Raw genomic sequence first — 26,190 nt, 5'->3', positions numbered from 1 at the left:
TCTCTCTGGTTTTCATCTTTGGTAGGCGTTAAAGGAGATAGGAGATTCTAAAATTGGCGTTTTTTACATTCGTTGGCCAATATAATGAGAGACTGGGTTTGCTGCGTCTGTCCGTTAACTTGCGCTTTCGCATGTTTCGGACGAGTCCACGTATGGTTAAATAATTCAGAACGACTATCTAAACGATCACGGTAGCTCATCTTTATCACCTCGTGTAGGAAGTTAATTTTTTAGGTTGTAACTGTATTACTCTTCCTGCTGATTTGCAGCACGCATACGTTCTTGTGGGTGCGTGTTAATTGTGCCGTTAGGTCGCTTCGAAGCGAAGCGTGATTTCGCTTTCGGCTGACCGTCGATTTTGCTGTTGTTTTTTGACTCAGACCAAAATTCGGCTTGTTTACCCATTGCGAACGCCCTCCTCATCATCAGTTGATACCTCTTTAAGAAGTATCACTTATAGAATGTGCAAAACAGAAGAAACTATCCTTTAGAAATGAAGGGATAAATAGGGAAAAGGAGATTAGAACATGAATGATATTTATGAAGCATTAACGAAAGAATTATTAGATAAGAATGACAAGCTTTCTTACGGACAAGCACGTGCGTGGGTTGAATTACTTTGGGAAGATTTTCAAACAACTTATGCAAAATCAGGGCGTTATCAAGGTGAGGAAATGACTGAGCAAGTGGTACGATCATGGATTAATAATCATGGTGTACGCCTTCATGAAATGCGTACAAATAATCCGAAGTATAGCCATTTAATTAATCAAGAAGATCATTTGAAACATTAAAAAAAGCGACTTAAGTCGCTTTTTTTAATGTGGAAGTAATTCCAGCTTTTTTCGAAGTTTTTCTTCACTAAAAATCCATCCTGTATAGGAACTAATAATATTTAAATTATGGTCGAGCTGAACAATCGCGACAAATGGATAATAATCTTTACTGCGATACCGTAAATCAATGAATCGTACTTCATAATAATGATCATGATCAAAAATATCCCAGCGATATACAGGAGAGAAAGATAGGAAGGCCGAGATGTTTTCATCTTGTTTAGCTGCTCGCATAATATCATTTTCTGGGAACGGTACCCGATCGAATTTGTCATATATCATGATGTTACCACGGTGCCATCTCGCAACGTAGTAATAATCAGCTGTAACGACTGCTAAATGATAATGATAAAATCGGTAAGAAGGAGAAATGATAATCTTTTCGACATTTTTGAAACGTTTGTGTACAACGCTTCTTATATTTCGGTGCATCATAACCCGTCCGATATAGTAAATAATCATTAATATATATGCTGCTAAGGCTGTGTATCCTTTATGAGAACCGACGAGCATGCAAGCAATTGCAAGTATATGGATAAAGAAAATTACGGTATCAAATGTATTAATCACGCCGAGTGCGACCCATTTTTTTGTGAAAGGCCGTAATGCTTGTGTACCATAGGCGTTAAAAATATCGACAAAGACGTGAAGGAAGACTGCAATAAATGACCAAAGTAGTAGATGAAGATATGGAGCGTCTGAAAAGAAGGCGAAAGAGATGCCACTTATAAGAAATGACCAAAGAATTACCGCGGGAATGGAATGAGTAACTCCGCGATGATTTCTTATATATTTAGCGTTATTACGCAATTTTAAAACTGTGTCAATGTCAGGAATGTTGGAACCAGCAATTGTAGCAAGCATAACAGCTTGTGGGCCAATATCACTTTGTGCTATGGCTGGATCTAATGTTGCTAAGCTACCTAAAGTGATACCCATAACAAGGTGAGTGGCTGTGTCCATAAAAATCCACCTCCGTTTTTTATTAATGTAACTCTTTTTATTCGATACCTCAAGTCCTTTGCCTTCAATTTCCTATGTCATCTTACTTAAATTTTTTCCTAAAATCTTTATAATAGTACTTATATGCAAAAAAATGAGGGGGATCAAGTTTGACACTTGAAATACTAAAAAAATTTAATATAGAGCAGTTTCAAAATGATTTAATTGGTTGGTTTGAAGAGGAGCAGCGCGACTTACCATGGAGAAAAAATAAAGATCCATACCGCGTTTGGGTTTCTGAGATTATGTTACAGCAAACAAGAGTAGAAGCCGTAAAACCATATTACGCAAATTTTATGGGGAAGTTTCCTACACTTGAAGCGTTAGCGAACGCAGATGATGAAGAAGTATTAAAAGCATGGGAAGGTTTAGGATATTATTCTAGAGCACGTAATTTACATGCGGCAGTAAAAGAGGTAAAAGAAGTATACGGCGGGGTTGTACCAAGTGATGTAAAGAAAATTGAAAAGTTAAAAGGAGTCGGACCATATACAAAAGGTGCTATTTTAAGTATTGCATATGGTATACCAGAGCCGGCAGTTGATGGAAATGTTATGCGTGTATTATCTCGCATTTTATCAGTATGGGATGATATTGCAAAACCGAAGACTCGAAAAGTTTTTGAAGAGATTGTGCGTGAAATTATTTCAGTAGAAAACCCATCTTATTTTAATCAGGGATTGATGGAATTAGGTGCACTGATTTGTATTCCTAAAAATCCATCGTGCTTACTTTGTCCTGTACGTGAGCATTGCAGAGGATATGCTGAAGGTGTTCAAAAAGAATTACCAGTAAAAAGTAAAGCGAAAGCTCCTAAAATGGTACCTATTGTTGCAGGAGTACTTCAAACTGAAGACGGTCGTTACGTTATTAATAAACGTCCAAGTACAGGTTTGTTAGCTAATATGTGGGAGTTTCCTAATGCTGAACTTGGAGAAGGTATTCGAAATCAGAAGGAACAGCTTATAGATTATATGAAAGAAAAATTTGAACTCGCGGTTTCTATTGATGAATATGCAATGAATGTACAACATACGTTTACACATCGTACTTGGGATATATTTGTATTTTATGGAAAGGTAACTGGCAATATTGTTGATACAGATACATTGAAATTTGTATCGAAAGAAGCATTTGAGCAATTACCTTTTTCGAAATCGCATCGTACTATTTACGAAAATTGCGTGGAGAAAATTACAATACAATAAATAAAAAAGTGTTCCCAATCTAGGGAACACTTTTTTAGTCGTAAGAAATTTTTGTCCCATGAGTCCAACTAGCTTCACCTTCTTGTAAGCCGCCTCTTGATTCAATTTCTACTACAATTTCTTTGTAAATACTTTGACCTTCTGCATTTAAATAAGGCAGAATCTGTTGTAGTGAGTGATGAAAATAAGCTAATTCATCTTCTTTCCATTCATGTTTTGAAACCATTGTTAGTTCAGTCATATCGCGTCCTATATACATATTTCCACCTCCATTTCTTATAGTTTGAATAAGTAACAAAAGATATATGCGGAAATTATTCAAAATAAAATTACGGATAGCCTCTAAGTGAATTGGTTACATTATTGGTTGTGGAGGTGAGAAAGATGAGTAAAAAACAACAAGGTTATAACAAGGCAACTTCTGGTGCTAGCATTCAAAGTACAAATGCTAGTTATGGTACAGAGTTTGCGACTGAAACAAATGTACAAGCAGTAAAACAAGCAAACGCACAATCAGAAGCAAAGAAAGCACAAGCTTCTGGTGCACAAAGTGCAAACGCTAGCTATGGTACAGAATTTGCAACTGAAACAGACGTGCATGCTGTGAAAAAACAAAATGCTAAGTCAGCTGCAAAACAATCACAATCTTCTAGTTCAAACGAGTAATGAAAGAAAAACACTTCTCCAATTCGAGAGAAGTGTTTTCTTTGTGTGTGGATCTTTGTAATGAAAAGAAAATGAACGACATAACTTCTAATAAGTCAACAAATGTAGTCAAAGGAAAAGGAAGTTAACAATTAGAAATATGTAATTAGGAATAATAACTGATGAATAAGTCCAAAGGGGGTAAGTAATGAACGATTTTGATAAGTTGGTAGGGGAGCAATTAGAAACGATGGATGAGTTGTTAAAGTTACAAGCACATCTAGAGAAGTATCAACAAATTGAAATGAATGAAAAAGATATGTGCGATAAAAAGGAACTGCATTTTATCCGTCAGGAAATATATAGAACAGAAGTAGCGTTGAAGATGTTACATGAGAAATTTGAAGAACAAACAAATAGTGTAATCCAATCTTTTGCAACTGAAAAAATGATTTCAAATTTAGGATAAGATATATCATTGTCTCAGGTGAAAAGTCCTTCAAATAGAGAAGGGCTTTTTTTATTACATGTCCTCGTTTATCCCGCTATTTGCCGGGCAATAAGACCCCCACCTCAAAATTCAGCGAAAGCAAAGAAGTTAGGTGGGGGGCGGGCTGCCCGTAAAAGCCCGATTGGTGAGGGCTGATTAAAGTTTCACTTTATAAATAATACAATACAATCCTTGTTTCCTGAGAAGATTGGGGATTATTGTATTCAACGATAAACCTCCTGCATATTCAGTGTGGAAAATAGAGTCTTATCCCTTTAGTTTTAAAATTTTGACAAAAAAGTTATAATAGAAAAAAAGTGAATGCCGTTCAAAGGGCATTTGCAGTTGAAAGAAGGGAGCATATATGGGATTTCCCAAAGAAGGAGAAAAAGTACAAATACATAGTTATAAACATAATGGCTCCATTCATAGAATGTGGGAAGAAACAACAATTTTAAAAGGGACACAGAGTCTTGTGATCGGAGCGAATGATCGTACAGTAGTTACAGAATCAGATGGTCGAACATGGATTACGCGCGAACCAGCAATTTGTTATTTTCATGCTAACTATTGGTTTAATGTGATTGGGATGCTTAGGGAGGATGGCGTATATTATTATTGCAATTTAAGCTCACCTTTTGCGTATGATTCTGAAGCATTAAAGTATATTGATTATGATTTAGATATTAAAGTGTATCCAGATATGACATATACGCTTCTAGATGAAGATGAGTATGAAAAACATAGTCAAATTATGCAGTATCCACCTGTTATAGATACAATTTTAAAACGAAATGTAGCACATTTAACACAGTGGATTCATCAAAGAAAAGGTCCATTCGCACCAGATTTCGTAGATATGTGGTATGAACGATATTTAATGTACAGAAATTAAAACAAACCTGCAGGGAATTTCCCGGCAGGTTTGTCCTATTAGAGGGGGGGATTATGTGCAGGGCATAAAAAGATATTTACAATTTGTTAAACCATATCGATGGCTTATTGCTATTACAATTATTATTGGACTAGTTAAGTTCGGTATTCCACTTATTATGCCGTGGTTATTAAAGTATATTATCGATGATGTAATTCAAGGGGCGGGTTCACTTCAAGATAAAACATCTCAATTAATAACAGCGATTGGAATTGCTTTTTTTATTTTTGCGGTATTAAGACCACCGATTGAATATTATCGTCAATATTTCGCGCAACGTATCGCAAATACAATACTGTATGATTTGCGGAAGCATATTTTCGGTCACTTACAAAAGTTAAGCTTACGTTATTATTCGAATACGAAAACAGGGGAGATTATTTCACGGGTCATCCATGATGTAGAACAAACGAAAGATTTTGTAATTACAGGTTTGATGAACGTCTGGTTAGATACAGCAACAATTGCTATTGCTATTATTGTTATGTTTTCTATGAATGTAAAATTGACATTTGTCGCACTATTAATTTTACCTATTTATGTAGTAGCAGTGAAATACTTTTTCGGGCGTCTTCGAAAATTGACGAAAGAGCGTTCACAAGCGTTAGCAACGATGCAAGGGTATTTACATGAGCGGATTCAAGGGATGCAAGTGACACGTAGCTTTGCATTAGAAGAGTATGAGGGGAAGCAGTTTGAAAAAAGAAATAATGAATTTTTGACGAAAGCGTTAACGCATACGAGTTGGACCGCGAGAACATTTTCGGCGGTAAATACGTTAACAGATTTAGGACCATTACTTGTAATCGGTTTTGCAGCATATGAGGTGGTTCAGGGGCAGTTAACGTTAGGGACTATGGTTGCCTTTGTCGGGTATATGGATAGTTTGTATAGTCCACTTCGTCGCCTTGTTAATTCTTCTACAACATTAACACAGTCTTTCGCATCGATGGATCGAGTGTTTGAACTGTTAGATGAAAAATACGATATTGTGAATGTGCCAAGTGCGGTACAAACGAAGAAATTAAATGGTGAGGTGATATTTGATAATGTATCTTTTCGCTACAATGCGGATGAAAAAGAGATATTACATAACCTTTCATTAAATATGTCGCCTGGAGAGAAGGTAGCACTTGTAGGAGCAAGTGGGGGAGGGAAGTCATCTCTTGCTAGTCTAATCCCACGTTTCTATGATGTTTCTTCCGGTGCAGTTTATGTAGATGGGATAGATGTCAGAAAGTATGATATGAGAAATTTACGTAGTCATATTGGAATTGTACTGCAAGATAATTTGTTATTTAGTGATACAATCGGGGCAAATATTTTATACGGAAATCCGAAAGCTACAGAGGAAGAAGTGATTGCAGCTGCCAAAGCTGCGCAAATTCATGATTTTATTATTGAGTTACCTGATGGTTATGATACTGTCGTTGGGGAACGCGGTGTGAAGTTATCCGGTGGACAAAGACAACGTGTAGCGATTGCACGAGTGTTTCTAAAGAATCCCTCGTTACTTATACTAGATGAAGCGACTTCTGCTTTAGATTTAGAAAATGAACGATATATTCAAGAAGCACTTCAGACGTTAGCTGCTGATCGTACGACGATTATAATCGCACATCGATTAGCAACAATTACGCATGTGGATACGATTATTTACATTGAAGATGGTGAAATTAAAGAAACAGGTTCTCATGAAGAATTAATGAAAAAAAGAGGATTTTATTACAACTTATATCAACTTCAACATATAACAGAAACAGCTCCTTTAGCGTAAAAGGAGCTGTTTTTTATTCGTCTTCTTTTTTATCGTCGATTTTAAGTTCTGCTTCTGGTTTATGGTATGTGTAGAAGCTATCCACAAGTAAATCTAAATGCTCTACTTCCTCGCTATAGTTAATAATAGCGGAAATAAGAGGGAAGAGGTGTAGCCATGTTTTATACGCTTCCTCATCGTCTTTGTTTTGATAATCCATAAAGATATCAATTAATTCTTGTTTACCTGTTTCAACTTCATCAAGCATTTCAACGGATTGTTGTTTTTTTGCTTTACCAATAAATTTTAATAAAACTTGTTCATGATAATGCGTTAATGAATCAAGTTCATTCTGGATAGATTCTTGAAATTCTTCTGGCATATAGCGCAGTTCATTTTCCGTACGATGTAATGATTTTAACGTACTTAAGGCACGGCTTGTCGTTGCTAACATTTGTCTGAATAAAACGAGCTTACGAATTTTTGCGAACTGTACTTTTTTCGTGTAGCTTCTTTCTTCTTTATACAGCAAATAGTAGTGGTTTAGTTTGATCATTTTTTCTTTCATACGATCAATATCAGTTTTTAGCGTTGTAAAATCAGAAGCTTGCCTGCTATTCATTCGAATCCATTTTACAATTTCTTCTGTATTATCAACGATACGATGATATAGCTTTGTTTCGTATTTTGGCGGCATAAACACTAAATTTACAAGTGAAGCCGCGATAATTCCAATCATAATTGTTGCAAAACGAAGTAAGGCAAAACTAAAGAAATCTTCGCCTTGATACTCCATAATGGCGATAACTGTTACTAAAGCAATTGATATTGTGTTTTCTAATCGTAATTGCAGTGTAAGTGCAATTACTAATATACATGTTAATCCAATAATAAAAGGATTATGTCCAAAAGCAGTAGCAAATGCGATAGCGAATACCGCACCAATGACGTTTGCTTGAATTTGTTCAAGTGCAGTTAAATACGAACGGTATACAGACGGTTGAACAGCGAATATAGCTGAGATTCCTGCAAATACCGGACTCGGTAATTGAAGTAAAATACAAGCAAATAAAGCTAATGTGATGGCAATACCCGTTTTTAAAATGCGAGCACCAAGTTTCATACCCTTAATAAGATCCTTTCTCTTGTCATAATGAATGTACAACATGATACTATACATTCGTTACAATATGTTAGCAAGTGATATTTTAGTGACGTTAATAAGAAATTGAGATTCATTTTATAATTTTTCCTAATTCTTTTTAAACATCAATTTTTAGTAAAAAAACCTGCTGAATTTCAGCAGGTTTCAAATTGTTACTATAGATTACTATGAGAAGTGTACTTCGTCAATTTATTCTTGAAAATGAAAGTAAGGCATATCACTCAGTTGAGATAGATGGGTCAGCTTGCTCTTTTTTCGGGATAATTTCAAAAAACTGGTGCTGTATATCATCGAGTAACGGTGTTAATAAAGCAACTTCTTCGTATTGCTCATGTTCATTTAATACACGAATATAATCTAACAATAATTCAGTCACATCTTGCACACCATTTTTACTAATTGGTTGTAATGTAACATTTGCCCCTTTTGCGATTCTTCTTTTTAAGGCCTGTTCTGTTAAACCTAAGCTTGAATCATGACGTAAATAAACAACACCGCCAGTCATACCAGCGCAAATCCATGGACCAGGATCCCCTAAAACAAGCGCTCGCCCATTTGTCATATATTCAAAAGCGAAACCTTTAATATTAGAGTATGCTCCTATATTTCCTTGCTCTTTTTCACGGAGTGGCTTTGTCATGCGCCCTCCAATTATCATGTCTGCTCCAGAGAGGCGAATGCCAGCGCGAGCATCGGCGTTACCTTGAACGTATAGCGCTCCTTTTTGTGCACCGTATCCAAAACCTTTTCCGACAGAACCGTTATAATATATGCCGTCTTTTCCTTTTGCTTTCGTTATATAAATACCACCACCAAAGGAGGTTTTACCAATGCCATCTTGTGCACCGCCATTTACGTGTATAAATAAGTTCTCACTATTGTAAGCGCCTAATCCATTTCCAGGAATAGAGCCATTCGTATACTTTAATGTAAGTGGTTCAAGCTTCGTGTCTTCATATAATTTGCTACGAACGCGATAGCAAGATTCTAGACCGCCCATAACGCGTTGCTCTACGCCAACTCCTACTAATTCTTTCGAATGAGGGGAATGAACTGTTTCAAATTGTTTTTCTAGTACGTCTTCTGTTTTTGTGACAGATGGATGTTCTATCGTTTGTAGTAAATTACATAAGTCTAATAAATTTTCGCCTCGAACTTGTTCTAATAAATCGGAACGCCCAACAATTTCTTGTAAATGTGTATAACCAAGATTTCCTGTTAATCGTTTTAGTTCTACGCCAAAAGTAGTGAATAAATGTAATAATCCAGCGACGGCGCTTTCTAATTCACGTGGGACGAAGCGGCGTAATCCGTGTTCTTTCGCCTGTGCTTCAGATTCAATTTGTGTTGCAATTCCGACATGACAAGTATCTAGATGACATCCGCGGCAAGTTGTACAGCCAATTGCAATCATCGATAATGTACCAAATCCAATACGGTTTGCCCCAAGAAGCATGATTTTTAAGGCATCATTCACACTTCGAATACCACCATCAGCCCAAATTTCTACTTTATGTCTCATATTCGCTTCTAATAAAGCATTGTGAGCGGCTTTAACGCCGATTTCTACAGGAAGCCCTACATGTTGCAATGCGTGAATACGTGCGGCACCTGTACCACCATCAAATCCGCTAATGTTAATAAAATCAGCACCAGCTTTTGCGATACCGACAGCAATTGTTCCAATGTTAGGGACGACAGGAACTTTTACAGCTACTTTCGCAAGTTGATTGGCCGTTTTAATTTCTGTAATCATTTGAGCTAAATCTTCAATGGAATAAATATCATGGTTGTTAGAAGGTGAAATTAAATCAGAGCCAATTGTAGCATTACGCGCTTCAGCGATTTTGGCTGTTACTTTTGAACCAGGCAAATGTCCGCCTTCACCAGGCTTGGCTCCTTGCCCAATTTTTATTTCAATTAAGTTTGATGAATTTAGTAGTTCGGCGTTTACACCAAATCGCCCAGATGCAACTTGTTGTCCACGTGTATGTGGATACTTTCCAATCATATCTTTAATTTCTCCGCCTTCACCGTTCAAACTAATCATATTTAGCTGGTTAGCTGCTTCTGCATATGCACGAAAGGCGACTTCATTTTGAGAACCGAATGACATGGAACTAATAATAAATGGTAAATCATGATTTTGAATGCGGATGGACACTTCTTCAGCCGGAACGATCTGTTTTGTTTCTTTCATTTGAACAAGATGTCTAATCGCGATTGGATTATTTTCTTCTAACTCACTTAATTTTTCACGGTAATCATCATAAGAGTTTCCTTTTGCAACATCACCAATTGCTTTCCAAATTCGCGGGAATATATGAAAAGATTTTCGCATTCTAACTTTAGGATCGTTATAATCATCTGCTCGCATTTGTGCATCTTCAGCAAGTGACTCAAGCGAAAAAGCTAAATTATTTGAGCCGAAGAAATTCGTAATTTGTAATATATTTGCGATTTCCTCATGTAATCCGATAGAAGAATAGAGGCGACCGTAACCACGTAATTCATGAATTCCAATTGTTGAAATGACTTTTTCTAGTCCTTTATTAAGTGCATGATATAAATTCGTAATTGGTGTTTTTGTCCCATCATTTACGGTTGCAAATAATAAATATGGATTAATACTATCCGCTCCTAATCCATACAATGTGACGATATCGTGTAAGGAACGAAGGGCACCAGAACGTATAACGAGAGAGCAGTTTCGGCGTAATTTATTTTCGCTTAATACTTGATGTACTTTAGCGGTAACTAAATGCGGATCAATCCATAACTGTTCATTTAGATGAGCGTTGGCATCGTCTATTAATAGTAGGGAAGCTCCATCGTTCACGGCTGTTATCGCTTCAGAACTAATTCGATTTAAGGCGCATTGTAAAGTTTCTGCTGGACTGAATGTAGCTGAGATTGTAGCGATAGAGCTATGAGTATTGAATAGCTGTATAAGTTGTTCGTACGTAATGGTGTGTAATTCCTCTGCAATAGATTGCGCTACACTTCCTTCTAAAATAATTGGGGAAAGCATCTCAACTACAAATGGTTGTTTAGCACCAGCCAATAAACTTGGACGTTCTCCAAGTATCGTTCGTGTGGAGAAGTGTTCGACCTCTCGATCACGATCGATTGCTGGATTTGTAACAACGGCTACACTTTCCTTAATGAAGTCAGCGATATTTCGTCTATCAGTATCGAGTGCAGCAAGTGGTGAGTCATGCCCAAGTGAGCGAATTGGCTCAACACCTTTTGTTGCCATTTGTTCAAGAAGCTGAATATGTTCACGATCCCATCCGAAAGCAACGTATTGCTTCGTTTCAACTTGCATAGGATCACATAATCCTTGGATTTCTTTCATTTCAGGAGTAGATAAGTTTAAATGATAATCTTTGGTATCAACTCGCTTTTTAAAACGGTCGTATACGTGAGCTTGGTATTTGTCATATTCATAAAGAATAAGCTCATCTTGTTCATTCCACTTTAGGCCGACCTTTTCCCCAGGAGCGAGTGGTTTCGGTTCAGCCACATATTCAGTTGGAGATACAACTCCAGGTTCAGAAGAGAAAATATAAGAACTCTCTGTCTCTACTTTCCAAACTGGTCGTAGTCCAAGGGAATCGACGCTGAAAACGGCTTCATCTTTATAACGTGAGATAATACCAGCTGGACCTTGTGCAAAATGGCCCCATGCTTCACGTATATACGTATATAAATCTTGTAAATGCGGTTCATAAAGTTTAATTTCATTAATAATTGGTGGGAATAGTATATCCATTGCTTCAAATAAGCTGTAGTCGTATTGAACAAGTAGAGTTTCTAAGGTGCGGTTTAAATCTTGGGAGTCACTGCCCCCAGCAGTAAGTGGAACATGAATCATGTCAGCTTGATCGCGTAATTTTGCAATCGTGTTAATTTCACCGTTATGTCCGAGAATGCTAAATGGTTGTACACGAAAAAAATTAGATAATGTATTAGTAGAATAGCGATTATGTCCTAATGTCATAGTTGAAGCGATCAGCGGATGTTGTAAATCATTATAATAAGCAACGAGTGTATCACCAGCACCTAGAACTTTATATACAACATGATCACGACTTAAGGAAGCAACATGAATCGCTTCGTTTTCCTCTATTTTTATCGTTACTGAAAATAATGTTTGCTCAATATTTTTAACTCCATTTTCTGCGATAAGGGCAACTTGCCAAAATAAAGGTTCTTCTTGTTTGCCAAGTGGACCGAGTGCATCGGAGTTTATTACATCATCACTTTCAAATATAATTGCAAAGTTTTCGTTGTTTAGTTGTGTACGAATATGATTTTTTAAATTAATTATATTTGCGCTTTTGTTTAGAAAAAAATGTCCAACGATAAAGTGGGGATGATCCACGATCGTTGGATTATATCCGCTACTTTTTAGTTTTTCACTCCAAAGTGCTTTTGGTACATCAATGTGAATGCCGATTCCATCGCCTTCACCATTAATGAAACCAGCTCTATGATTCATTTTGACGAGTGATTGTATGCAAAGGTCAATGTTTTCTTTTGTAGGAATTTTTCGTTTCTCCATAACGGAAACGATTCCACACGCATCATGTTCTGCATTTTTATAATCTCGAAATAAAGACGGTGTCCATGTATTTGTTTTATTGAGCATCCGTCAATCCCCCCTCTTATTGAAGTTTGAATAATCTTACTATTCGAGGCGTGAGCAGCCTTGTATACAAAGATAGTAAGGATATAAAAGAAAATTAAACAGATAATTATGAATAATTATACTATTAATAAGGGATTTATGAAATAGAAAAAAGGAAAAAAGAAAGATGTGCTTTCTTTTTTCCTTTTAATGATGCGATTATTTATTGTCTGCTAAAGCAGCAAATGCTCTGCCTACAGCTTCAATTGTATATTCAATATCTTCTTTTGTATGTTCTGTCGTTAAGAACCATGCCTCATATTTAGAAGGTGCTAAGTTCACTCCTTCTTGAAGCATAAGCTTGAAGAATTTACCGAACATTTCACCGTCTGTATCTTGTGCTGCATCGTAATCTTCAATTGTATTTGTTGTGAAGTATACAGTTAAAGCACCTTTTAGTCGGTTTAATGTAATATCGATGTTATGTTTGGCAGCTTGCTCTAAAATTCCTTTTTCAAGCATTGCACCAAGTTCATCTAATTTTTCATAAAGCCCTTCTTGTTGAAGAACTTCTAAACAAGCAATACCAGATGCCATAGAAGCAGGATTTCCTGCCATTGTACCAGCTTGATATGCAGGTCCAAGAGGAGCAACTTGTTCCATAATTTCTTTCTTACCACCGTAAGCACCGATTGGAAGCCCACCGCCAATAACTTTACCAAGAGCTGTTAAGTCTGGTGTTACGCCAAGTAAGTCTTGGGCACCACCGTACATGAAGCGGAAAGCAGTAATAACTTCATCATAAATTACTAGTGCGCCAGCTTCGTGAACAAGTTCATTCACTTTCTCAAGGAATCCAGGTTTTGGCTCTACAATACCGAAGTTTCCAACAATTGGTTCTACAAGAATAGCTGCTACTTCATGTCCCCATTTATCTAATGCTTCTTTTAAAGTTTCTACATTATTAAATGGAACAGTAATAACTTCTTGAGCGATACTCTGTGGTACGCCAGCTGAGTCAGGAGTTCCTAGTGTAGAAGGACCAGATCCAGCTGCTACAAGTACTAAATCAGAATGACCGTGGTAACAACCAGCGAATTTCATAATTTTTGTGCGGCCTGTGTAAGCACGAGCGACACGAATTGTTGTCATTACTGCTTCAGTACCAGAGTTTACGAAACGGACTTTATCTAATGCAGGCATTGCTTCTTTTAACATTTTTGCAAATTTTACTTCTAGAGCTGTTGGTGTTCCGTAAAGTACACCATTTTCAGCAGCCGTTGTAATTGCTTTTGTAATGTGCGGGTGAGCATGTCCAGTAATAATAGGACCGTATGCTGCTAAATAATCGATATATTTATTTCCGTCTACATCCCAGAAATAAGCACCTTTTCCACGTTCCATAGCAACAGGAGCGCCGCCGCCAACTGCTTTAAAAGAACGAGAAGGACTATTAACGCCGCCAACGATATGTTTTAAAGCTTCTTTATGTAATGCTTCTGATTTTGTGAATTTCACTACCATTCATCTCCTTACAAAAATCTATGTATTATTCTAACATGTTTTTCGAAAAGACGTATTGTTTGTGATAGAGAAGGCAGTTGGGTAAACTATTCGTTGTGACATTTAGGAAGGGGGTCCGGTTATGAAATCGGTAATTGAGGTACAAGGGTTACGTAAAGAATTTACAGCCTATTCAAGTCGTCCAGGTTTAAAGGGTGCATTTCGCGATTTATTAAATCGTAATTATAAAATAGTACCAGCAGTAAATGACGTATCTTTTACTGTGAAACAAGGTGAAATGGTTGGATATATCGGTGAGAATGGTGCCGGTAAATCAACGACAATTAAAATGCTTACTGGGATTTTGACTCCGACATCAGGTGAGATTTTAGTAAATGGGATGAATCCGCATAAGCAGAGAGAAGAATTCGTAAGAACAATTGGTGTTGTTTTTGGTCAACGTTCGCAACTTTGGTGGGATATTGCTGTACAAGAATCGTTTCGTTTATTAAAAAAGGTGTACGGTGTATCAGACGCCCAGTATAAAGAGCATATGGAGCACGTGATTGAAACATTAGATATTGGGCCTTTATTAGATAAGCCAGTGAGAAAGTTATCTCTTGGTCAAAGAATGCGTTGTGAATTAGCGGCAGCATTAATTCATAATCCGCCGTTATTATTTTTAGATGAACCAACAATTGGTTTAGATGTACTTGTTAAATTGAAAATACGTGAATTTTTAAAAGAAATGAATGAACGTTATAAAACCACAATTTTATTAACAACCCATGATATTACTGATATTGAAGCTTTATGTGAGCGTGTCATCATGCTTGATGAAGGAAATATTATGTATGACGGTTCTTTAAATAATCTTCGTACGCAGTGGGGAGCAGAGAAGGAAATACATTTTCAATTTATTGCACCAGTTTCCTATCAAGCTTTATCAATGGTTATGCCAGATAGCCATGTCGTTTGGTCGAAAGCGAAAGAGGAAAACTCGTGGATTGCAAAAATACCGAATGAAGAAGTTATCATTTCAATGCTTATTTCTAAAGTAGTACAAGCCTTTCAAATTAAAGATTTAAAAATTAACGAAGTGTCTACAGAGGAAATTATTCGTAACATCTATGAAGAAGGTATTAAACATGGGTAAGTATATTGAAATGATTCGAATTCGCTTTTTAATGATGCTTGCGTATCGTACAAACTATTATAGCGGGATTTTAATTTATACAATTAATATCGGCGCGTATTATTTTTTATGGCAAGCAATTTATAGCGGAAAAGAGAATATTGAAAGTTTATCTATTTCGCAAATGACTACGTATATCGCAATTGCGTGGATGGCACGTGCCTTTTATTTTAATAATATAGACAGGGAAATTGCGATGGAGATTCAAGAAGGACGTGTAGCGGTAGAACTTATTCGTCCATATAACTATTTAGGGATGAAAGTGATGCAAGGTCTTGGTGAAGGAATATTTCGCTTTGCCTTCTTTTCAATTCCGGGTATGGTTATTGTTACCTTATTATTTTCATTGCAAATTACAACGAATTTTCAAACGTGGTTATATTTCTTCTTGTCTTTAATATTTAGTTTTATTATTAATACACAAATTAATTTAATGACGGGAATGCTTACATTCTTCTTATTTAATAATAGTGGAATTATGTATGCAAAACGTGTTGTTATTGATTTATTTTCAGGTTTATTATTACCAATTAGTTTTTATCCGTTATGGGCCCAGAAGGCAATGATGTTTTTACCGTTTCAGGCCATTAGTTATATTCCGAGTATGATTTTTTCAGAAGGTATACAAGGAAGTAAATTGTATGAGGCATTATTATTCCAAGTAATTTGGGCAATTGTACTTATTATTCCAATTGTACTCATGTGGAGAACGGCGAGAAAACGTCTAATTGTACAAGGGGGATGATGAGATGATATATATAAAACTATTTTTGCAGTATGCAAGCCAATATATAAAAACAAAATTGGAGTATCGGGGCGATTTTATCGTTGGATTACTTTCTGATTTATCACTACAGGCTGTTAATTTAATCTTTATTCTCGTTGTGTTTGGACATACACAAGCATTAAAAGGTTGGAGTAGAGAAGAAGTCATCTTTATTTATGGTTTCTTTTTAGTACCGTTTGCCATTTTCTCTGCTTTCTTTAACATATGGGACTTTAATGATCGTTACATTATTAAAGGAGAAATGGATCGTATATTAACGAGACCGATTCATAGTTTATTTCAAATTATATTAGAAAGAATGGAACTTGAATCTTTAATTGGAGCGATTACAGGGATGGTTGTAATGGGCTACGCAGCAGTGGAGTTGCAATTATCTTTTTACTGGTACGATTTCTTCTTATTCTTACTAATGGTAGGAGGGGGCGCACTTGTATATGGAGGGATATTTGTTACGCTTGCAAGCCTTGGTTTTTGGTCGGATGCGAAAAGTTCAATTATGCCGCTAATGTATAACATAGGTAACTATGGCCGTTATCCTGTTAATATTTATAACCGTGTGATTCGCTTCATTTTAACCTTTGTTCTACCATTTGCGTTTGTTGGAGTGTATCCAGCAGCATATTTCTTAAGAAAAACAGAGTGGAATAGTTATGCATTTGCAACACCATTTGTGGGTGTTATCTGTTTTACGATTGCAATCACTCTTTGGAATCAAGGGGTAAAAAGGTACCGTGGTGCTGGGAATTAATTATAGAAGCTTGTTTGTTTCTAAGGGATAAATCCAATGGTCGTCTCATACATATAAAATGAGGTGGAGGACATGTTATGGGGATTTATTCTATTACTTGCAGCAATCGCTATTTTGAAAAGTGTCCAATTATTATGGAGTTCCTATTCAGATTCAACGCGTTTTTTTTCGCTGTATAATTTGGCCACATTATTTTTAATCTATACAACAGTACTGATCGCGTTTGGATTAAGTTACGTTGTATTAGAGGAAATGGGTTTCGCAGTTTTGAAAGAGGACGGAGAAAGTTTGAACGCTCATTCTTTTCAACTCGTTGAAGTTTGTTTATATTTTAGCGCAGTTACTTTATTGTCTGTTGGATATGGTGACATATCTCCGATTGGAATTGGGCGATGGATTGCAATTGCAGAAGCGCTAATTGGATATACACTCCCTTTTGCTTTTGTGATGAGGTCTGTAATAGACAATGAAAAATAAGGAAGCATTTGTTATAGTAAAGGAAAAGAGTAGGAGTGATAACTATGATTACAGTAGGAGAAATGGCACCAGAATTCACATTAGAGGGAAGTAACGGAGAAGAAGTTAGCCTAGCTGATTTCCGCGGTAAAAATGTAGTTCTCTATTTTTACCCGAAAGATATGACGCCAGGATGTACAACTGAAGCATGTGATTTTCGTGATGCGTATGGAGTATTTCAAGAGAAGGATACGGTTATTCTTGGAGTAAGTCCTGATTCAGCGAATAGACATTTGAAATTCATTGAGAAACATGAATTGCCATTTACACTTTTAGTAGATGAAGATCATAAAGTAGCAGAGTTATATGATGTTTGGAAGCTGAAAAAGAACTTTGGGAAAGAGTATATGGGAATCGAGCGTTCTACATTCCTTATTAATAAAGACGGTGAACTTGTAAAAGAGTGGCGTAAAGTGAAAGTGAAAGGACATGTTGAGGATGTTCTTTCTTATATAAAATAAATCTATAGTGGAGATAAAATATGCAGAAACAAGGCAAGTGTCTATACATATTTTACTGCCTTACATAAAGTGGAAGTGTAGGGCATACCTCCTCAGATGATAGTATTCCAAGTGCGATTATGTCGCACTTTTTTCTATGTAATATATGAAGAAAAAGGGAAAGATACATAAAAACAAGCTCTGAATATAAAAATAAACCACATACTTATAGTAGAAATATTGACGATTTATAAGAAAAGGAGTACACTCTTTATAAGAATTATAAAATAATAATCCGTATAGAATCGGGGTGCATGACGGTGGTCAAAGAAGAATTAAAAGAAGCGCTAGAAATGCTGAAAAATACGGGTGTACGCATTACTCCACAGCGTCATGCTATTTTAGAGTACCTTGTGGAATCAATGACGCACCCAACAGCGGATGACATTTATAAAGCATTAGAAGGTAAGTTTCCAAATATGAGTGTTGCAACTGTCTATAATAACTTACGTGTATTTAAAGAGGTTGGACTTGTAAAGGAATTAACTTATGGAGACGCTTCAAGTAGATTTGATTATGTTACAAGTCAACATTATCATGTGATTTGTGAAAAATGTGGTAAGATTGTTGATTTTCCTTATGGAGGTTTGGAACAACTTGAAGAGGAAGCTGCAAAAACGACAGGCTTCGTTATTAATAGTCATCGCTTAGAAATTTATGGCGTTTGTCCAGAGTGTCATAAGGCGTAATATATAATAAAGAAAGAGGCTGACGGCTATACGTCAGCCTCTTTCTTTATTATATAAGGATTAGCGTGAGGTTAATCGGGATTTACAGTGCTAAGTTAGTAAGAAGGGTTAGATAAAAGTTTGTCGAATTTACTTTGTATTGGTGGAAATGAATTCTTGGAGGGGACATTTTGAAGAAATATGAGATTAAAAGTGACATTCCAACATTGGAAGAATATAAATATTTATGTGATTCTGTGGGATGGACTAATTATATGAACTTTGAGGTGGCGGAAATATCACTTCAAAATTCGATTTACTGTATAACAGTCAAGGATAATAATCAAATCATCGGCATGGGGAGAATTGTTGGTGATGGGGCTATCTATTTCTATATTCAAGATATAGTGGTTCATCCAGAGTATCAAAAGAATGGTATTGGAAAGAAAATAATGAATACTTTAGTAGAATACTTAAATCAGAATGCTCCAGATAAAGCATTCATTGGTTTGTTTGCGTCGCAAGGTAAAACGTCATTCTACGAAAAATATGATTTTAAAGATTATTCGCCTAACATGACAGGGATGTTTACTGTTATTTCGAAAAAATAGGTGTAATAAATTTAATAAAACAATTAAAAAGTTGATTTCTTAAGAAATCAACTTTTTAATGAGTTGAAACGTTTGTAGTGTTGCAAACTCGTATTTCCCTTGATACTTATGATTTATAACTCTTCTTATTATACTTTTCATCAAATTCTTTTCCTTCTAGATCTCGATCTAGTGTTAAAGGTTGATTGCAGTGCATACATGCATCGACACGGCCGAGCATTTTTGTTGGCTTATCACAGCTTGGACAAATAATTTGGATAGTCTTAGTAGATAACATACCAATCCAAAAGTAAACGACAGTGCTAGCGATAACAGCTAAAAAGCCAACCATCATAAACGTTGTCATAACAATAATGTTTTCGCGGAAAAAGACACCTAAGTATGCAATGAAGAGGCCGATAAATACTAAACTTAATGCAAAGGTCCGGATTTTATTGATTTTATTTGAATACTTAATGCTCATTCTCACCACACTCCTATAATAATAATATAACATAAAATTTAGAATTTTCACTCTCGTGTAAATTGATAAAGGGATAAGATATGAAATGGATAGGAGGGGAGCCATGAAGAATGAATGGGTGCTATAATGATTTTTACAGCGATTTTTAAGTTTTTAACGGGATGTGAAATTTTTTTGTAAAAAGTATTGACCCTGTATATACTGCATGATATATTAATAACCGTCGCTGATGCGGAAACGCAGAAAACGACAAAAAAGAAATTGAAAAACTTAGTTGACATTGAAAAATGAAGATGTTAACATAAGGAAGTCGCAAATGAGCGACCAAGTAGTTCTTTGAAAACTGAACGAAACAAACAACGTGAAACGTCAATTTTTATTTTTAGATGCTAGACAAACTAACTTTATTGGAGAGTTTGATCCTGGCTCAGGATGAACGCTGGCGGCGTGCCTAATACATGCAAGTCGAGCGAATGGATTGAGAGCTTGCTCTCAAGAAGTTAGCGGCGGACGGGTGAGTAACACGTGGGTAACCTGCCCATAAGACTGGGATAACTCCGGGAAACCGGGGCTAATACCGGATAACATTTTGAACTGCATGGTTCGAAATTGAAAGGCGGCTTCGGCTGTCACTTATGGATGGACCCGCGTCGCATTAGCTAGTTGGTGAGGTAACGGCTCACCAAGGCAACGATGCGTAGCCGACCTGAGAGGGTGATCGGCCACACTGGGACTGAGACACGGCCCAGACTCCTACGGGAGGCAGCAGTAGGGAATCTTCCGCAATGGACGAAAGTCTGACGGAGCAACGCCGCGTGAGTGATGAAGGCTTTCGGGTCGTAAAACTCTGTTGTTAGGGAAGAACAAGTGCTAGTTGAATAAGCTGGCACCTTGACGGTACCTAACCAGAAAGCCACGGCTAACTACGTGCCAGCAGCCGCGGTAATACGTAGGTGGCAAGCGTTATCCGGAATTATTGGGCGTAAAGCGCGCGCAGGTGGTTTCTTAAGTCTGATGTGAAAGCCCACGGCTCAACCGTGGAGGGTCATTGGAAACTGGGAGACTTGAGTGCAGAAGAGGAAAGTGGAATTCCATGTGTAGCGGTGAAATGCGTAGAGATATGGAGGAACACCAGTGGCGAAGGCGACTTTCTGGTCTGTAACTGACACTGAGGCGCGAAAGCGTGGGGAGCAAACAGGATTAGATACCCTGGTAGTCCACGCCGTAAACGATGAGTGCTAAGTGTTAGAGGGTTTCCGCCCTTTAGTGCTGAAGTTAACGCATTAAGCACTCCGCCTGGGGAGTACGGCCGCAAGGCTGAAACTCAAAGGAATTGACGGGGGCCCGCACAAGCGGTGGAGCATGTGGTTTAATTCGAAGCAACGCGAAGAACCTTACCAGGTCTTGACATCCTCTGAAAACCCTAGAGATAGGGCTTCTCCTTCGGGAGCAGAGTGACAGGTGGTGCATGGTTGTCGTCAGCTCGTGTCGTGAGATGTTGGGTTAAGTCCCGCAACGAGCGCAACCCTTGATCTTAGTTGCCATCATTAAGTTGGGCACTCTAAGGTGACTGCCGGTGACAAACCGGAGGAAGGTGGGGATGACGTCAAATCATCATGCCCCTTATGACCTGGGCTACACACGTGCTACAATGGACGGTACAAAGAGCTGCAAGACCGCGAGGTGGAGCTAATCTCATAAAACCGTTCTCAGTTCGGATTGTAGGCTGCAACTCGCCTACATGAAGCTGGAATCGCTAGTAATCGCGGATCAGCATGCCGCGGTGAATACGTTCCCGGGCCTTGTACACACCGCCCGTCACACCACGAGAGTTTGTAACACCCGAAGTCGGTGGGGTAACCTTTTTGGAGCCAGCCGCCTAAGGTGGGACAGATGATTGGGGTGAAGTCGTAACAAGGTAGCCGTATCGGAAGGTGCGGCTGGATCACCTCCTTTCTATGGAGAATTGATGAACGCTGTTCATCAATATAAGTTTCCGTGTTTCGTTTTGTTCAGTTTTGAGAGAACTATCTCTCATATATAAATGTATGTTCTTTGAAAACTAGATAACAGTGTAGCTCATATTTTTTAATTTTTAGTTTGGTTAAGTTAGAAAGGGCGCACGGTGGATGCCTTGACACTAGGAGTCGATGAAGGACGGGACTAACGCCGATATGCTTCGGGGAGCTGTAAGTAAGCTTTGATCCGAAGATTTCCGAATGGGGAAACCCACTATACGTAATGGTATGGTATCCTTACCTGAATACATAGGGTATGGAAGACAGACCCAGGGAACTGAAACATCTAAGTACCTGGAGGAAGAGAAAGCAAATGCGATTTCCTGAGTAGCGGCGAGCGAAACGGAACATAGCCCAAACCAAGAGGCTTGCCTCTTGGGGTTGTAGGACATTCTATACGGAGTTACAAAGGAACGAGGTAGACGAAGCGACCTGGAAAGGTCCGTCGTAGAGGGTAACAACCCCGTAGTCGAAACTTCGTTCTCTCTTGAATGTATCCTGAGTACGGCGGAACACGTGAAATTCCGTCGGAATCTGGGAGGACCATCTCCCAAGGCTAAATACTCCCTAGTGATCGATAGTGAACCAGTACCGTGAGGGAAAGGTGAAAAGCACCCCGGAAGGGGAGTGAAAGAGATCCTGAAACCGTGTGCCTACAAATAGTCAGAGCCCGTTAATGGGTGATGGCGTGCCTTTTGTAGAATGAACCGGCGAGTTACGATCCCGTGCGAGGTTAAGCTGAAGAGGCGGAGCCGCAGCGAAAGCGAGTCTGAATAGGGCGTTTAGTACGTGGTCGTAGACCCGAAACCAGGTGATCTACCCATGTCCAGGGTGAAGTTCAGGTAACACTGAATGGAGGCCCGAACCCACGCACGTTGAAAAGTGCGGGGATGAGGTGTGGGTAGCGGAGAAATTCCAATCGAACCTGGAGATAGCTGGTTCTCCCCGAAATAGCTTTAGGGCTAGCCTTAAGTGTAAGAGTCTTGGAGGTAGAGCACTGATTGAACTAGGGGTCCTCATCGGATTACCGAATTCAGTCAAACTCCGAATGCCAATGACTTATCCTTAGGAGTCAGACTGCGAGTGATAAGATCCGTAGTCAAGAGGGAAACAGCCCAGATCGCCAGCTAAGGTCCCAAAGTGTGTATTAAGTGGAAAAGGATGTGGAGTTGCTTAGACAACTAGGATGTTGGCTTAGAAGCAGCCACCATTTAAAGAGTGCGTAATAGCTCACTAGTCGAGTGACTCTGCGCCGAAAATGTACCGGGGCTAAATACACCACCGAAGCTGCGAATTGATACCAATGGTATCAGTGGTAGGGGAGCGTTCTAAGTGCAGTGAAGTCAGACCGGAAGGACTGGTGGAGCGCTTAGAAGTGAGAATGCCGGTATGAGTAGCGAAAGACGGGTGAGAATCCCGTCCACCGAATGCCTAAGGTTTCCTGAGGAAGGCTCGTCCGCTCAGGGTTAGTCAGGACCTAAGCCGAGGCCGACAGGCGTAGGCGATGGACAACAGGTTGATATTCCTGTACCACCTCTTTATCGTTTGAGCAATGGAGGGACGCAGAAGGATAGAAGAAGCGTGCGATTGGTTGTGCACGTCCAAGCAGTTAGGCTGATAAGTAGGCAAATCCGCTTATCGTGAAGGCTGAGCTGTGATGGGGAAGCTCCTTATGGAGCGAAGTCTTTGATTCCCCGCTGCCAAGAAAAGCTTCTAGCGAGATAAAAGGTGCCTGTACCGCAAACCGACACAGGTAGGCGAGGAGAGAATCCTAAGGTGTGCGAGAGAACTCTGGTTAAGGAACTCGGCAAAATGACCCCGTAACTTCGGGAGAAGGGGTGCTTTCTTAACGGAAAGCCGCAGTGAATAGGCCCAAGCGACTGTTTAGCAAAAACACAGCTCTCTGCGAAGCCGTAAGGCGAAGTATAGGGGGTGACACCTGCCCGGTGCTGGAAGGTTAAGGAGAGGGGTTAGCGTAAGCGAAGCTCTGAACTGAAGCCCCAGTAAACGGCGGCCGTAACTATAACGGTCCTAAGGTAGCGAAATTCCTTGTCGGGTAAGTTCCGACCCGCACGAAAGGTGTAACGATTTGGGCACTGTCTCAACCAGAGACTCGGTGAAATTATAGTACCTGTGAAGATGCAGGTTACCCGCGACAGGACGGAAAGACCCCGTGGAGCTTTACTGTAGCCTGATATTGAATTTTGGTACAGTTTGTACAGGATAGGCGGGAGCCATTGAAACCGGAGCGCTAGCTTCGGTGGAGGCGCTGGTGGGATACCGCCCTGACTGTATTGAAATTCTAACCTACGGGTCTTATCGACCCGGGAGACAGTGTCAGGTGGGCAGTTTGACTGGGGCGGTCGCCTCCTAAAGTGTAACGGAGGCGCCCAAAGGTTCCCTCAGAATGGTTGGAAATCATTCGTAGAGTGCAAAGGCATAAGGGAGCTTGACTGCGAGACCTACAAGTCGAGCAGGGACGAAAGTCGGGCTTAGTGATCCGGTGGTTCCGCATGGAAGGGCCATCGCTCAACGGATAAAAGCTACCCCGGGGATAACAGGCTTATCTCCCCCAAGAGTCCACATCGACGGGGAGGTTTGGCACCTCGATGTCGGCTCATCGCATCCTGGGGCTGTAGTCGGTCCCAAGGGTTGGGCTGTTCGCCCATTAAAGCGGTACGCGAGCTGGGTTCAGAACGTCGTGAGACAGTTCGGTCCCTATCCGTCGTGGGCGTAGGAAATTTGAGAGGAGCTGTCCTTAGTACGAGAGGACCGGGATGGACGCACCGCTGGTGTACCAGTTGTTCTGCCAAGGGCATAGCTGGGTAGCTATGTGCGGAAGGGATAAGTGCTGAAAGCATCTAAGCATGAAGCCCCCCTCAAGATGAGATTTCCCATAGCGTAAGCTAGTAAGATCCCTGAAAGATGATCAGGTTGATAGGTTCGAGGTGGAAGCATGGTGACATGTGGAGCTGACGAATACTAATAGATCGAGGACTTAACCATATAATATGTAGCAATGTTATCTAGTTTTGAGAGAACATAAAAAATTTGTTGACTTTTAAAGTGAATAAGTTATAATAATGATTGTCTCAAAAGAATAATGTCTGGTAATGATGGCAGAGAGGTCACACCCGTTCCCATACCGAACACGGAAGTTAAGCTCTCTAGCGCCGATGGTAGTTGGGACCTTGTCCCTGTGAGAGTAGGACGTTGCCAGGCAATATTATTCCGCAGTAGCTCAGCGGTAGAGCTATCGGCTGTTAACCGATCGGTCGTAGGTTCGATTCCTACCTGCGGAGCCATTGGAGAGCTGTCCGAGTTGGCCGAAGGAGCACGATTGGAAATCGTGTATACGTCACAAGCGTATCAAGGGTTCGAATCCCTTGCTCTCCGCCATAGGATTTATAATATTTGGCCCGTTGGTCAAGTGGTTAAGACACCGCCCTTTCACGGCGGTAACACGGGTTCGAATCCCGTACGGGTCACCACTTTGGAGGATTAGCTCAGCTGGGAGAGCACCTGCCTTACAAGCAGGGGGTCGGCGGTTCGATCCCGTCATCCTCCACCATATGAATTTTATATAAATAGTATTATCGCGGGGTGGAGCAGCACGGTAGCTCGTCGGGCTCATAACCCGAAGGTCGCAGGTTCAAATCCTGTCCCCGCAACCAAATGGTCCCGTGGTGTAGTGGTTAACATGCCTGCCTGTCACGCAGGAGATCGCCGGTTCGACCCCGGTCGGGACCGCCATTTTAATAAGGCTCGGTAGCTCAGTCGGTAGAGCAGAGGACTGAAAATCCTCGTGTCGGCGGTTCGATTCCGTCCCGAGCCACCATTTATTTTAATAAAATACGCCGGCTTAGCTCAATTGGTAGAGCAACTGACTTGTAATCAGTAGGTTGGGGGTTCAAGTCCTCTAGCCGGCACCATGTAAGTTTCGGAGGGGTAGCGAAGTGGCTAAACGCGGCGGACTGTAAATCCGCTCCTTCGGGTTCGGCAGTTCGAATCTGCCCCCCTCCACCATTTACATAGGGGCATAGTTTAAAGGTAGAACTGAGGTCTCCAAAACCTCCAGTGTGGGTTCGATTCCTACTGCCCCTGCCAAATATATTTACACAACATGGCGGTTGTGGCGAAGTGGTTAACGCACCGGATTGTGGCTCCGGCATTCGTGGGTTCGATTCCCATCAGTCGCCCCATTTTTATTTTTAAAATTACAAATAATTTAATTGATACTTACATATAATTAAGTAAGAATTCGATGGGCTATAGCCAAGCGGTAAGGCAACGGACTTTGACTCCGTCATGCGCTGGTTCGAATCCAGCTAGCCCAGCCATTTTTGCGGAAGTAGTTCAGTGGTAGAATACAACCTTGCCAAGGTTGGGGTCGCGGGTTCGAATCCCGTCTTCCGCTCCAATGAAATTTAATATGGCGGCATAGCCAAGTGGTAAGGCAGAGGTCTGCAAAACCTTTATCACCGGTTCAAATCCGGTTGCCGCCTTTTCTTT

The 26,190-nt window shown here is 39.5% G+C and carries 21 protein-coding genes, 14 tRNA genes and 3 rRNA genes; 30 read left to right on the top strand and 8 right to left on the bottom strand.

Translation table 11 applies throughout. From position 1 onward, the window contains the following. Positions 1 to 47 precede the first annotated feature (47 nt). Entirely contained in the window at positions 48 to 200 is a 153-nt protein-coding gene (locus N2V92_RS04970) for a YpzG family protein (RefSeq protein WP_000122093.1), read from the bottom strand. Positions 201 to 246: 46 nt separating this feature from the next. Continuing rightward, positions 247 to 405 (bottom strand): small, acid-soluble spore protein K, encoded by a 159-nt coding sequence (locus N2V92_RS04965; RefSeq protein ID WP_000517891.1) that lies wholly within the window; start codon positions 403 to 405, stop codon positions 247 to 249. 122 nt (positions 406 to 527) lie between these two features. Between N2V92_RS04965 and N2V92_RS04960 the strand changes: the two genes are divergently transcribed. Continuing rightward, on the top strand, positions 528 to 794 hold the full coding sequence (locus tag N2V92_RS04960; protein ID WP_000998159.1) for a YfhJ family protein: 267 nt from the start codon (positions 528 to 530) through the stop codon (positions 792 to 794). A gap of 24 nt (positions 795 to 818) precedes the next feature. On the opposite strand, the gene N2V92_RS04955 is transcribed toward N2V92_RS04960, so the two are convergent. After that, positions 819 to 1,799, bottom strand: coding sequence for a metal-dependent hydrolase (locus N2V92_RS04955; RefSeq protein ID WP_000379114.1), 981 nt, complete (start codon positions 1,797 to 1,799; stop codon positions 819 to 821). A gap of 149 nt (positions 1,800 to 1,948) precedes the next feature. Here N2V92_RS04955 and mutY point away from each other — a divergent pair, with 149 nt between their 5' ends. Beyond that, positions 1,949 to 3,046, top strand: a complete 1,098-nt coding sequence (mutY, locus tag N2V92_RS04950) for an A/G-specific adenine glycosylase (RefSeq protein WP_000171380.1) — start codon at positions 1,949 to 1,951, stop codon at positions 3,044 to 3,046. A gap of 34 nt (positions 3,047 to 3,080) precedes the next feature. Here mutY and N2V92_RS04945 read toward each other — a convergent pair whose 3' ends face one another. Continuing rightward, positions 3,081 to 3,305, bottom strand: a complete 225-nt coding sequence (locus N2V92_RS04945) for a hypothetical protein (RefSeq protein WP_000275441.1) — start codon at positions 3,303 to 3,305, stop codon at positions 3,081 to 3,083. 125 nt (positions 3,306 to 3,430) lie between these two features. Here N2V92_RS04945 and N2V92_RS04940 point away from each other — a divergent pair, with 125 nt between their 5' ends. The 4 genes from N2V92_RS04940 (at position 3,431) to N2V92_RS04925 (ending at position 6,892) form a co-directional block, all read left to right on the top strand. Then, positions 3,431 to 3,712, top strand: coding sequence for a gamma-type small acid-soluble spore protein (locus N2V92_RS04940; protein WP_000039034.1), 282 nt, complete (start codon positions 3,431 to 3,433; stop codon positions 3,710 to 3,712). A gap of 187 nt (positions 3,713 to 3,899) precedes the next feature. Continuing rightward, positions 3,900 to 4,160 (top strand): YgaB family protein, encoded by a 261-nt coding sequence (locus tag N2V92_RS04935; protein ID WP_000997574.1) that lies wholly within the window; start codon positions 3,900 to 3,902, stop codon positions 4,158 to 4,160. Between the two features lie 385 nt (positions 4,161 to 4,545). Then, on the top strand, positions 4,546 to 5,076 hold the full coding sequence (ntdP, locus tag N2V92_RS04930; protein ID WP_000506625.1) for a nucleoside tri-diphosphate phosphatase: 531 nt from the start codon (positions 4,546 to 4,548) through the stop codon (positions 5,074 to 5,076). Positions 5,077 to 5,131: 55 nt separating this feature from the next. Next, positions 5,132 to 6,892, top strand: coding sequence for an ABC transporter ATP-binding protein (locus N2V92_RS04925; RefSeq protein ID WP_016078601.1), 1,761 nt, complete (start codon positions 5,132 to 5,134; stop codon positions 6,890 to 6,892). Positions 6,893 to 6,905: 13 nt separating this feature from the next. On the opposite strand, the gene N2V92_RS04920 is transcribed toward N2V92_RS04925, so the two are convergent. The 3 genes from N2V92_RS04920 to hemL all read right to left on the bottom strand — a co-directional run bounded on the left by N2V92_RS04920 (position 6,906) and on the right by hemL (position 14,193). After that, positions 6,906 to 7,994: an aromatic acid exporter family protein gene (locus N2V92_RS04920; protein ID WP_016078602.1), complete on the bottom strand. Its 1,089-nt coding sequence runs from the start codon at positions 7,992 to 7,994 to the stop codon at positions 6,906 to 6,908. 259 nt (positions 7,995 to 8,253) lie between these two features. Beyond that, complete coding sequence (locus N2V92_RS04915) at positions 8,254 to 12,690, bottom strand: glutamate synthase-related protein (RefSeq protein ID WP_016078603.1); 4,437 nt, start codon at positions 12,688 to 12,690, stop codon at positions 8,254 to 8,256. Between the two features lie 198 nt (positions 12,691 to 12,888). Then, positions 12,889 to 14,193 carry a glutamate-1-semialdehyde-2,1-aminomutase gene (gene hemL / locus N2V92_RS04910; protein ID WP_080117697.1) on the bottom strand — a complete coding sequence of 435 codons (1,305 nt, stop codon included), beginning with the start codon at positions 14,191 to 14,193 and terminating at the stop codon, positions 12,889 to 12,891. Positions 14,194 to 14,314: 121 nt separating this feature from the next. Between hemL and N2V92_RS04905 the strand changes: the two genes are divergently transcribed. From N2V92_RS04905 to N2V92_RS04875, 7 genes are all read left to right on the top strand, one after another. Continuing rightward, positions 14,315 to 15,328, top strand: coding sequence for an ABC transporter ATP-binding protein (locus tag N2V92_RS04905; RefSeq protein WP_016078605.1), 1,014 nt, complete (start codon positions 14,315 to 14,317; stop codon positions 15,326 to 15,328). Then, positions 15,321 to 16,112 carry an ABC transporter permease gene (locus tag N2V92_RS04900; protein WP_000521517.1) on the top strand — a complete coding sequence of 264 codons (792 nt, stop codon included), beginning with the start codon at positions 15,321 to 15,323 and terminating at the stop codon, positions 16,110 to 16,112. Before N2V92_RS04905 ends, N2V92_RS04900 begins: the two co-directional genes overlap by 8 nt. 4 nt (positions 16,113 to 16,116) lie before the next feature. Further along, positions 16,117 to 16,902: an ABC transporter permease gene (locus N2V92_RS04895; RefSeq protein WP_016078606.1), complete on the top strand. Its 786-nt coding sequence runs from the start codon at positions 16,117 to 16,119 to the stop codon at positions 16,900 to 16,902. 72 nt (positions 16,903 to 16,974) lie between these two features. Then, the gene (locus N2V92_RS04890; protein WP_000964360.1) at positions 16,975 to 17,379 is read left to right on the top strand and encodes a potassium channel family protein; all 405 of its coding nucleotides are present in this window, start codon (positions 16,975 to 16,977) and stop codon (positions 17,377 to 17,379) included. Positions 17,380 to 17,423: 44 nt separating this feature from the next. Beyond that, a complete protein-coding gene (gene bcp, locus N2V92_RS04885) occupies positions 17,424 to 17,879 on the top strand; it encodes a thioredoxin-dependent thiol peroxidase (RefSeq protein ID WP_000633712.1) in 456 nt (151 codons plus the stop codon). A 299-nt stretch (positions 17,880 to 18,178) separates the two neighbouring features. Continuing rightward, positions 18,179 to 18,607, top strand: a complete 429-nt coding sequence (gene perR, locus N2V92_RS04880; protein ID WP_000237831.1) for a peroxide-responsive transcriptional repressor PerR — start codon at positions 18,179 to 18,181, stop codon at positions 18,605 to 18,607. Between the two features lie 170 nt (positions 18,608 to 18,777). Next, positions 18,778 to 19,197, top strand: coding sequence for a GNAT family N-acetyltransferase (locus tag N2V92_RS04875; protein ID WP_000759743.1), 420 nt, complete (start codon positions 18,778 to 18,780; stop codon positions 19,195 to 19,197). Positions 19,198 to 19,303: 106 nt separating this feature from the next. Here the strand turns inward: N2V92_RS04875 and N2V92_RS04870 are convergent, their stop codons facing one another. After that, a complete protein-coding gene (locus tag N2V92_RS04870) occupies positions 19,304 to 19,660 on the bottom strand; it encodes a YgzB family protein (RefSeq protein WP_000025067.1) in 357 nt (118 codons plus the stop codon). Positions 19,661 to 20,064: 404 nt separating this feature from the next. Here N2V92_RS04870 and N2V92_RS04865 point away from each other — a divergent pair. The 17 genes from N2V92_RS04865 (at position 20,065) to N2V92_RS04785 (ending at position 26,183) form a co-directional block, all read left to right on the top strand. Further along, positions 20,065 to 21,616: ribosomal RNA gene (locus N2V92_RS04865) — 16S ribosomal RNA — on the top strand. A gap of 146 nt (positions 21,617 to 21,762) precedes the next feature. Continuing rightward, a 23S ribosomal RNA gene (locus N2V92_RS04860) occupies positions 21,763 to 24,684 on the top strand. A 100-nt stretch (positions 24,685 to 24,784) separates the two neighbouring features. After that, positions 24,785 to 24,900 (top strand): 5S ribosomal RNA (gene rrf, locus N2V92_RS04855). The 16S, 23S and 5S rRNA genes sit together here with 14 tRNA genes alongside, the layout of an rRNA operon. A gap of 8 nt (positions 24,901 to 24,908) precedes the next feature. Beyond that, positions 24,909 to 24,983, top strand: a tRNA-Asn gene (locus tag N2V92_RS04850). A gap of 2 nt (positions 24,984 to 24,985) precedes the next feature. Beyond that, positions 24,986 to 25,077 (top strand) — tRNA-Ser (locus N2V92_RS04845). A 17-nt stretch (positions 25,078 to 25,094) separates the two neighbouring features. Continuing rightward, positions 25,095 to 25,169 (top strand) — tRNA-Glu (locus tag N2V92_RS04840). 4 nt (positions 25,170 to 25,173) lie between these two features. After that, positions 25,174 to 25,249, top strand: a tRNA-Val gene (locus tag N2V92_RS04835). A 26-nt stretch (positions 25,250 to 25,275) separates the two neighbouring features. After that, positions 25,276 to 25,352 (top strand) — tRNA-Met (locus N2V92_RS04830). Positions 25,353 to 25,355: 3 nt separating this feature from the next. Beyond that, a tRNA-Asp gene (locus N2V92_RS04825) sits at positions 25,356 to 25,431 on the top strand. Positions 25,432 to 25,440: 9 nt separating this feature from the next. Beyond that, a tRNA-Phe gene (locus N2V92_RS04820) sits at positions 25,441 to 25,516 on the top strand. Positions 25,517 to 25,534: 18 nt separating this feature from the next. Beyond that, a tRNA-Thr gene (locus N2V92_RS04815) sits at positions 25,535 to 25,610 on the top strand. Between the two features lie 10 nt (positions 25,611 to 25,620). Then, a tRNA-Tyr gene (locus N2V92_RS04810) sits at positions 25,621 to 25,704 on the top strand. A gap of 7 nt (positions 25,705 to 25,711) precedes the next feature. Further along, positions 25,712 to 25,785: transfer RNA gene (locus N2V92_RS04805), tRNA-Trp, on the top strand. Between the two features lie 19 nt (positions 25,786 to 25,804). Next, positions 25,805 to 25,880 (top strand) — tRNA-His (locus N2V92_RS04800). A 63-nt stretch (positions 25,881 to 25,943) separates the two neighbouring features. Then, positions 25,944 to 26,018: transfer RNA gene (locus tag N2V92_RS04795), tRNA-Gln, on the top strand. 5 nt (positions 26,019 to 26,023) lie between these two features. Further along, positions 26,024 to 26,098 (top strand) — tRNA-Gly (locus tag N2V92_RS04790). A gap of 14 nt (positions 26,099 to 26,112) precedes the next feature. Beyond that, positions 26,113 to 26,183, top strand: a tRNA-Cys gene (locus N2V92_RS04785). Positions 26,184 to 26,190 lie beyond the last annotated feature (7 nt).

The sequence above is a fragment of the Bacillus sp. CH_48 genome (assembly GCF_038008465.1).
GTDB lineage: Bacteria > Bacillota > Bacilli > Bacillales > Bacillaceae_G > Bacillus_A > Bacillus_A thuringiensis_S.
This window is presented reverse-complemented; position numbering and strand designations above follow the sequence as displayed.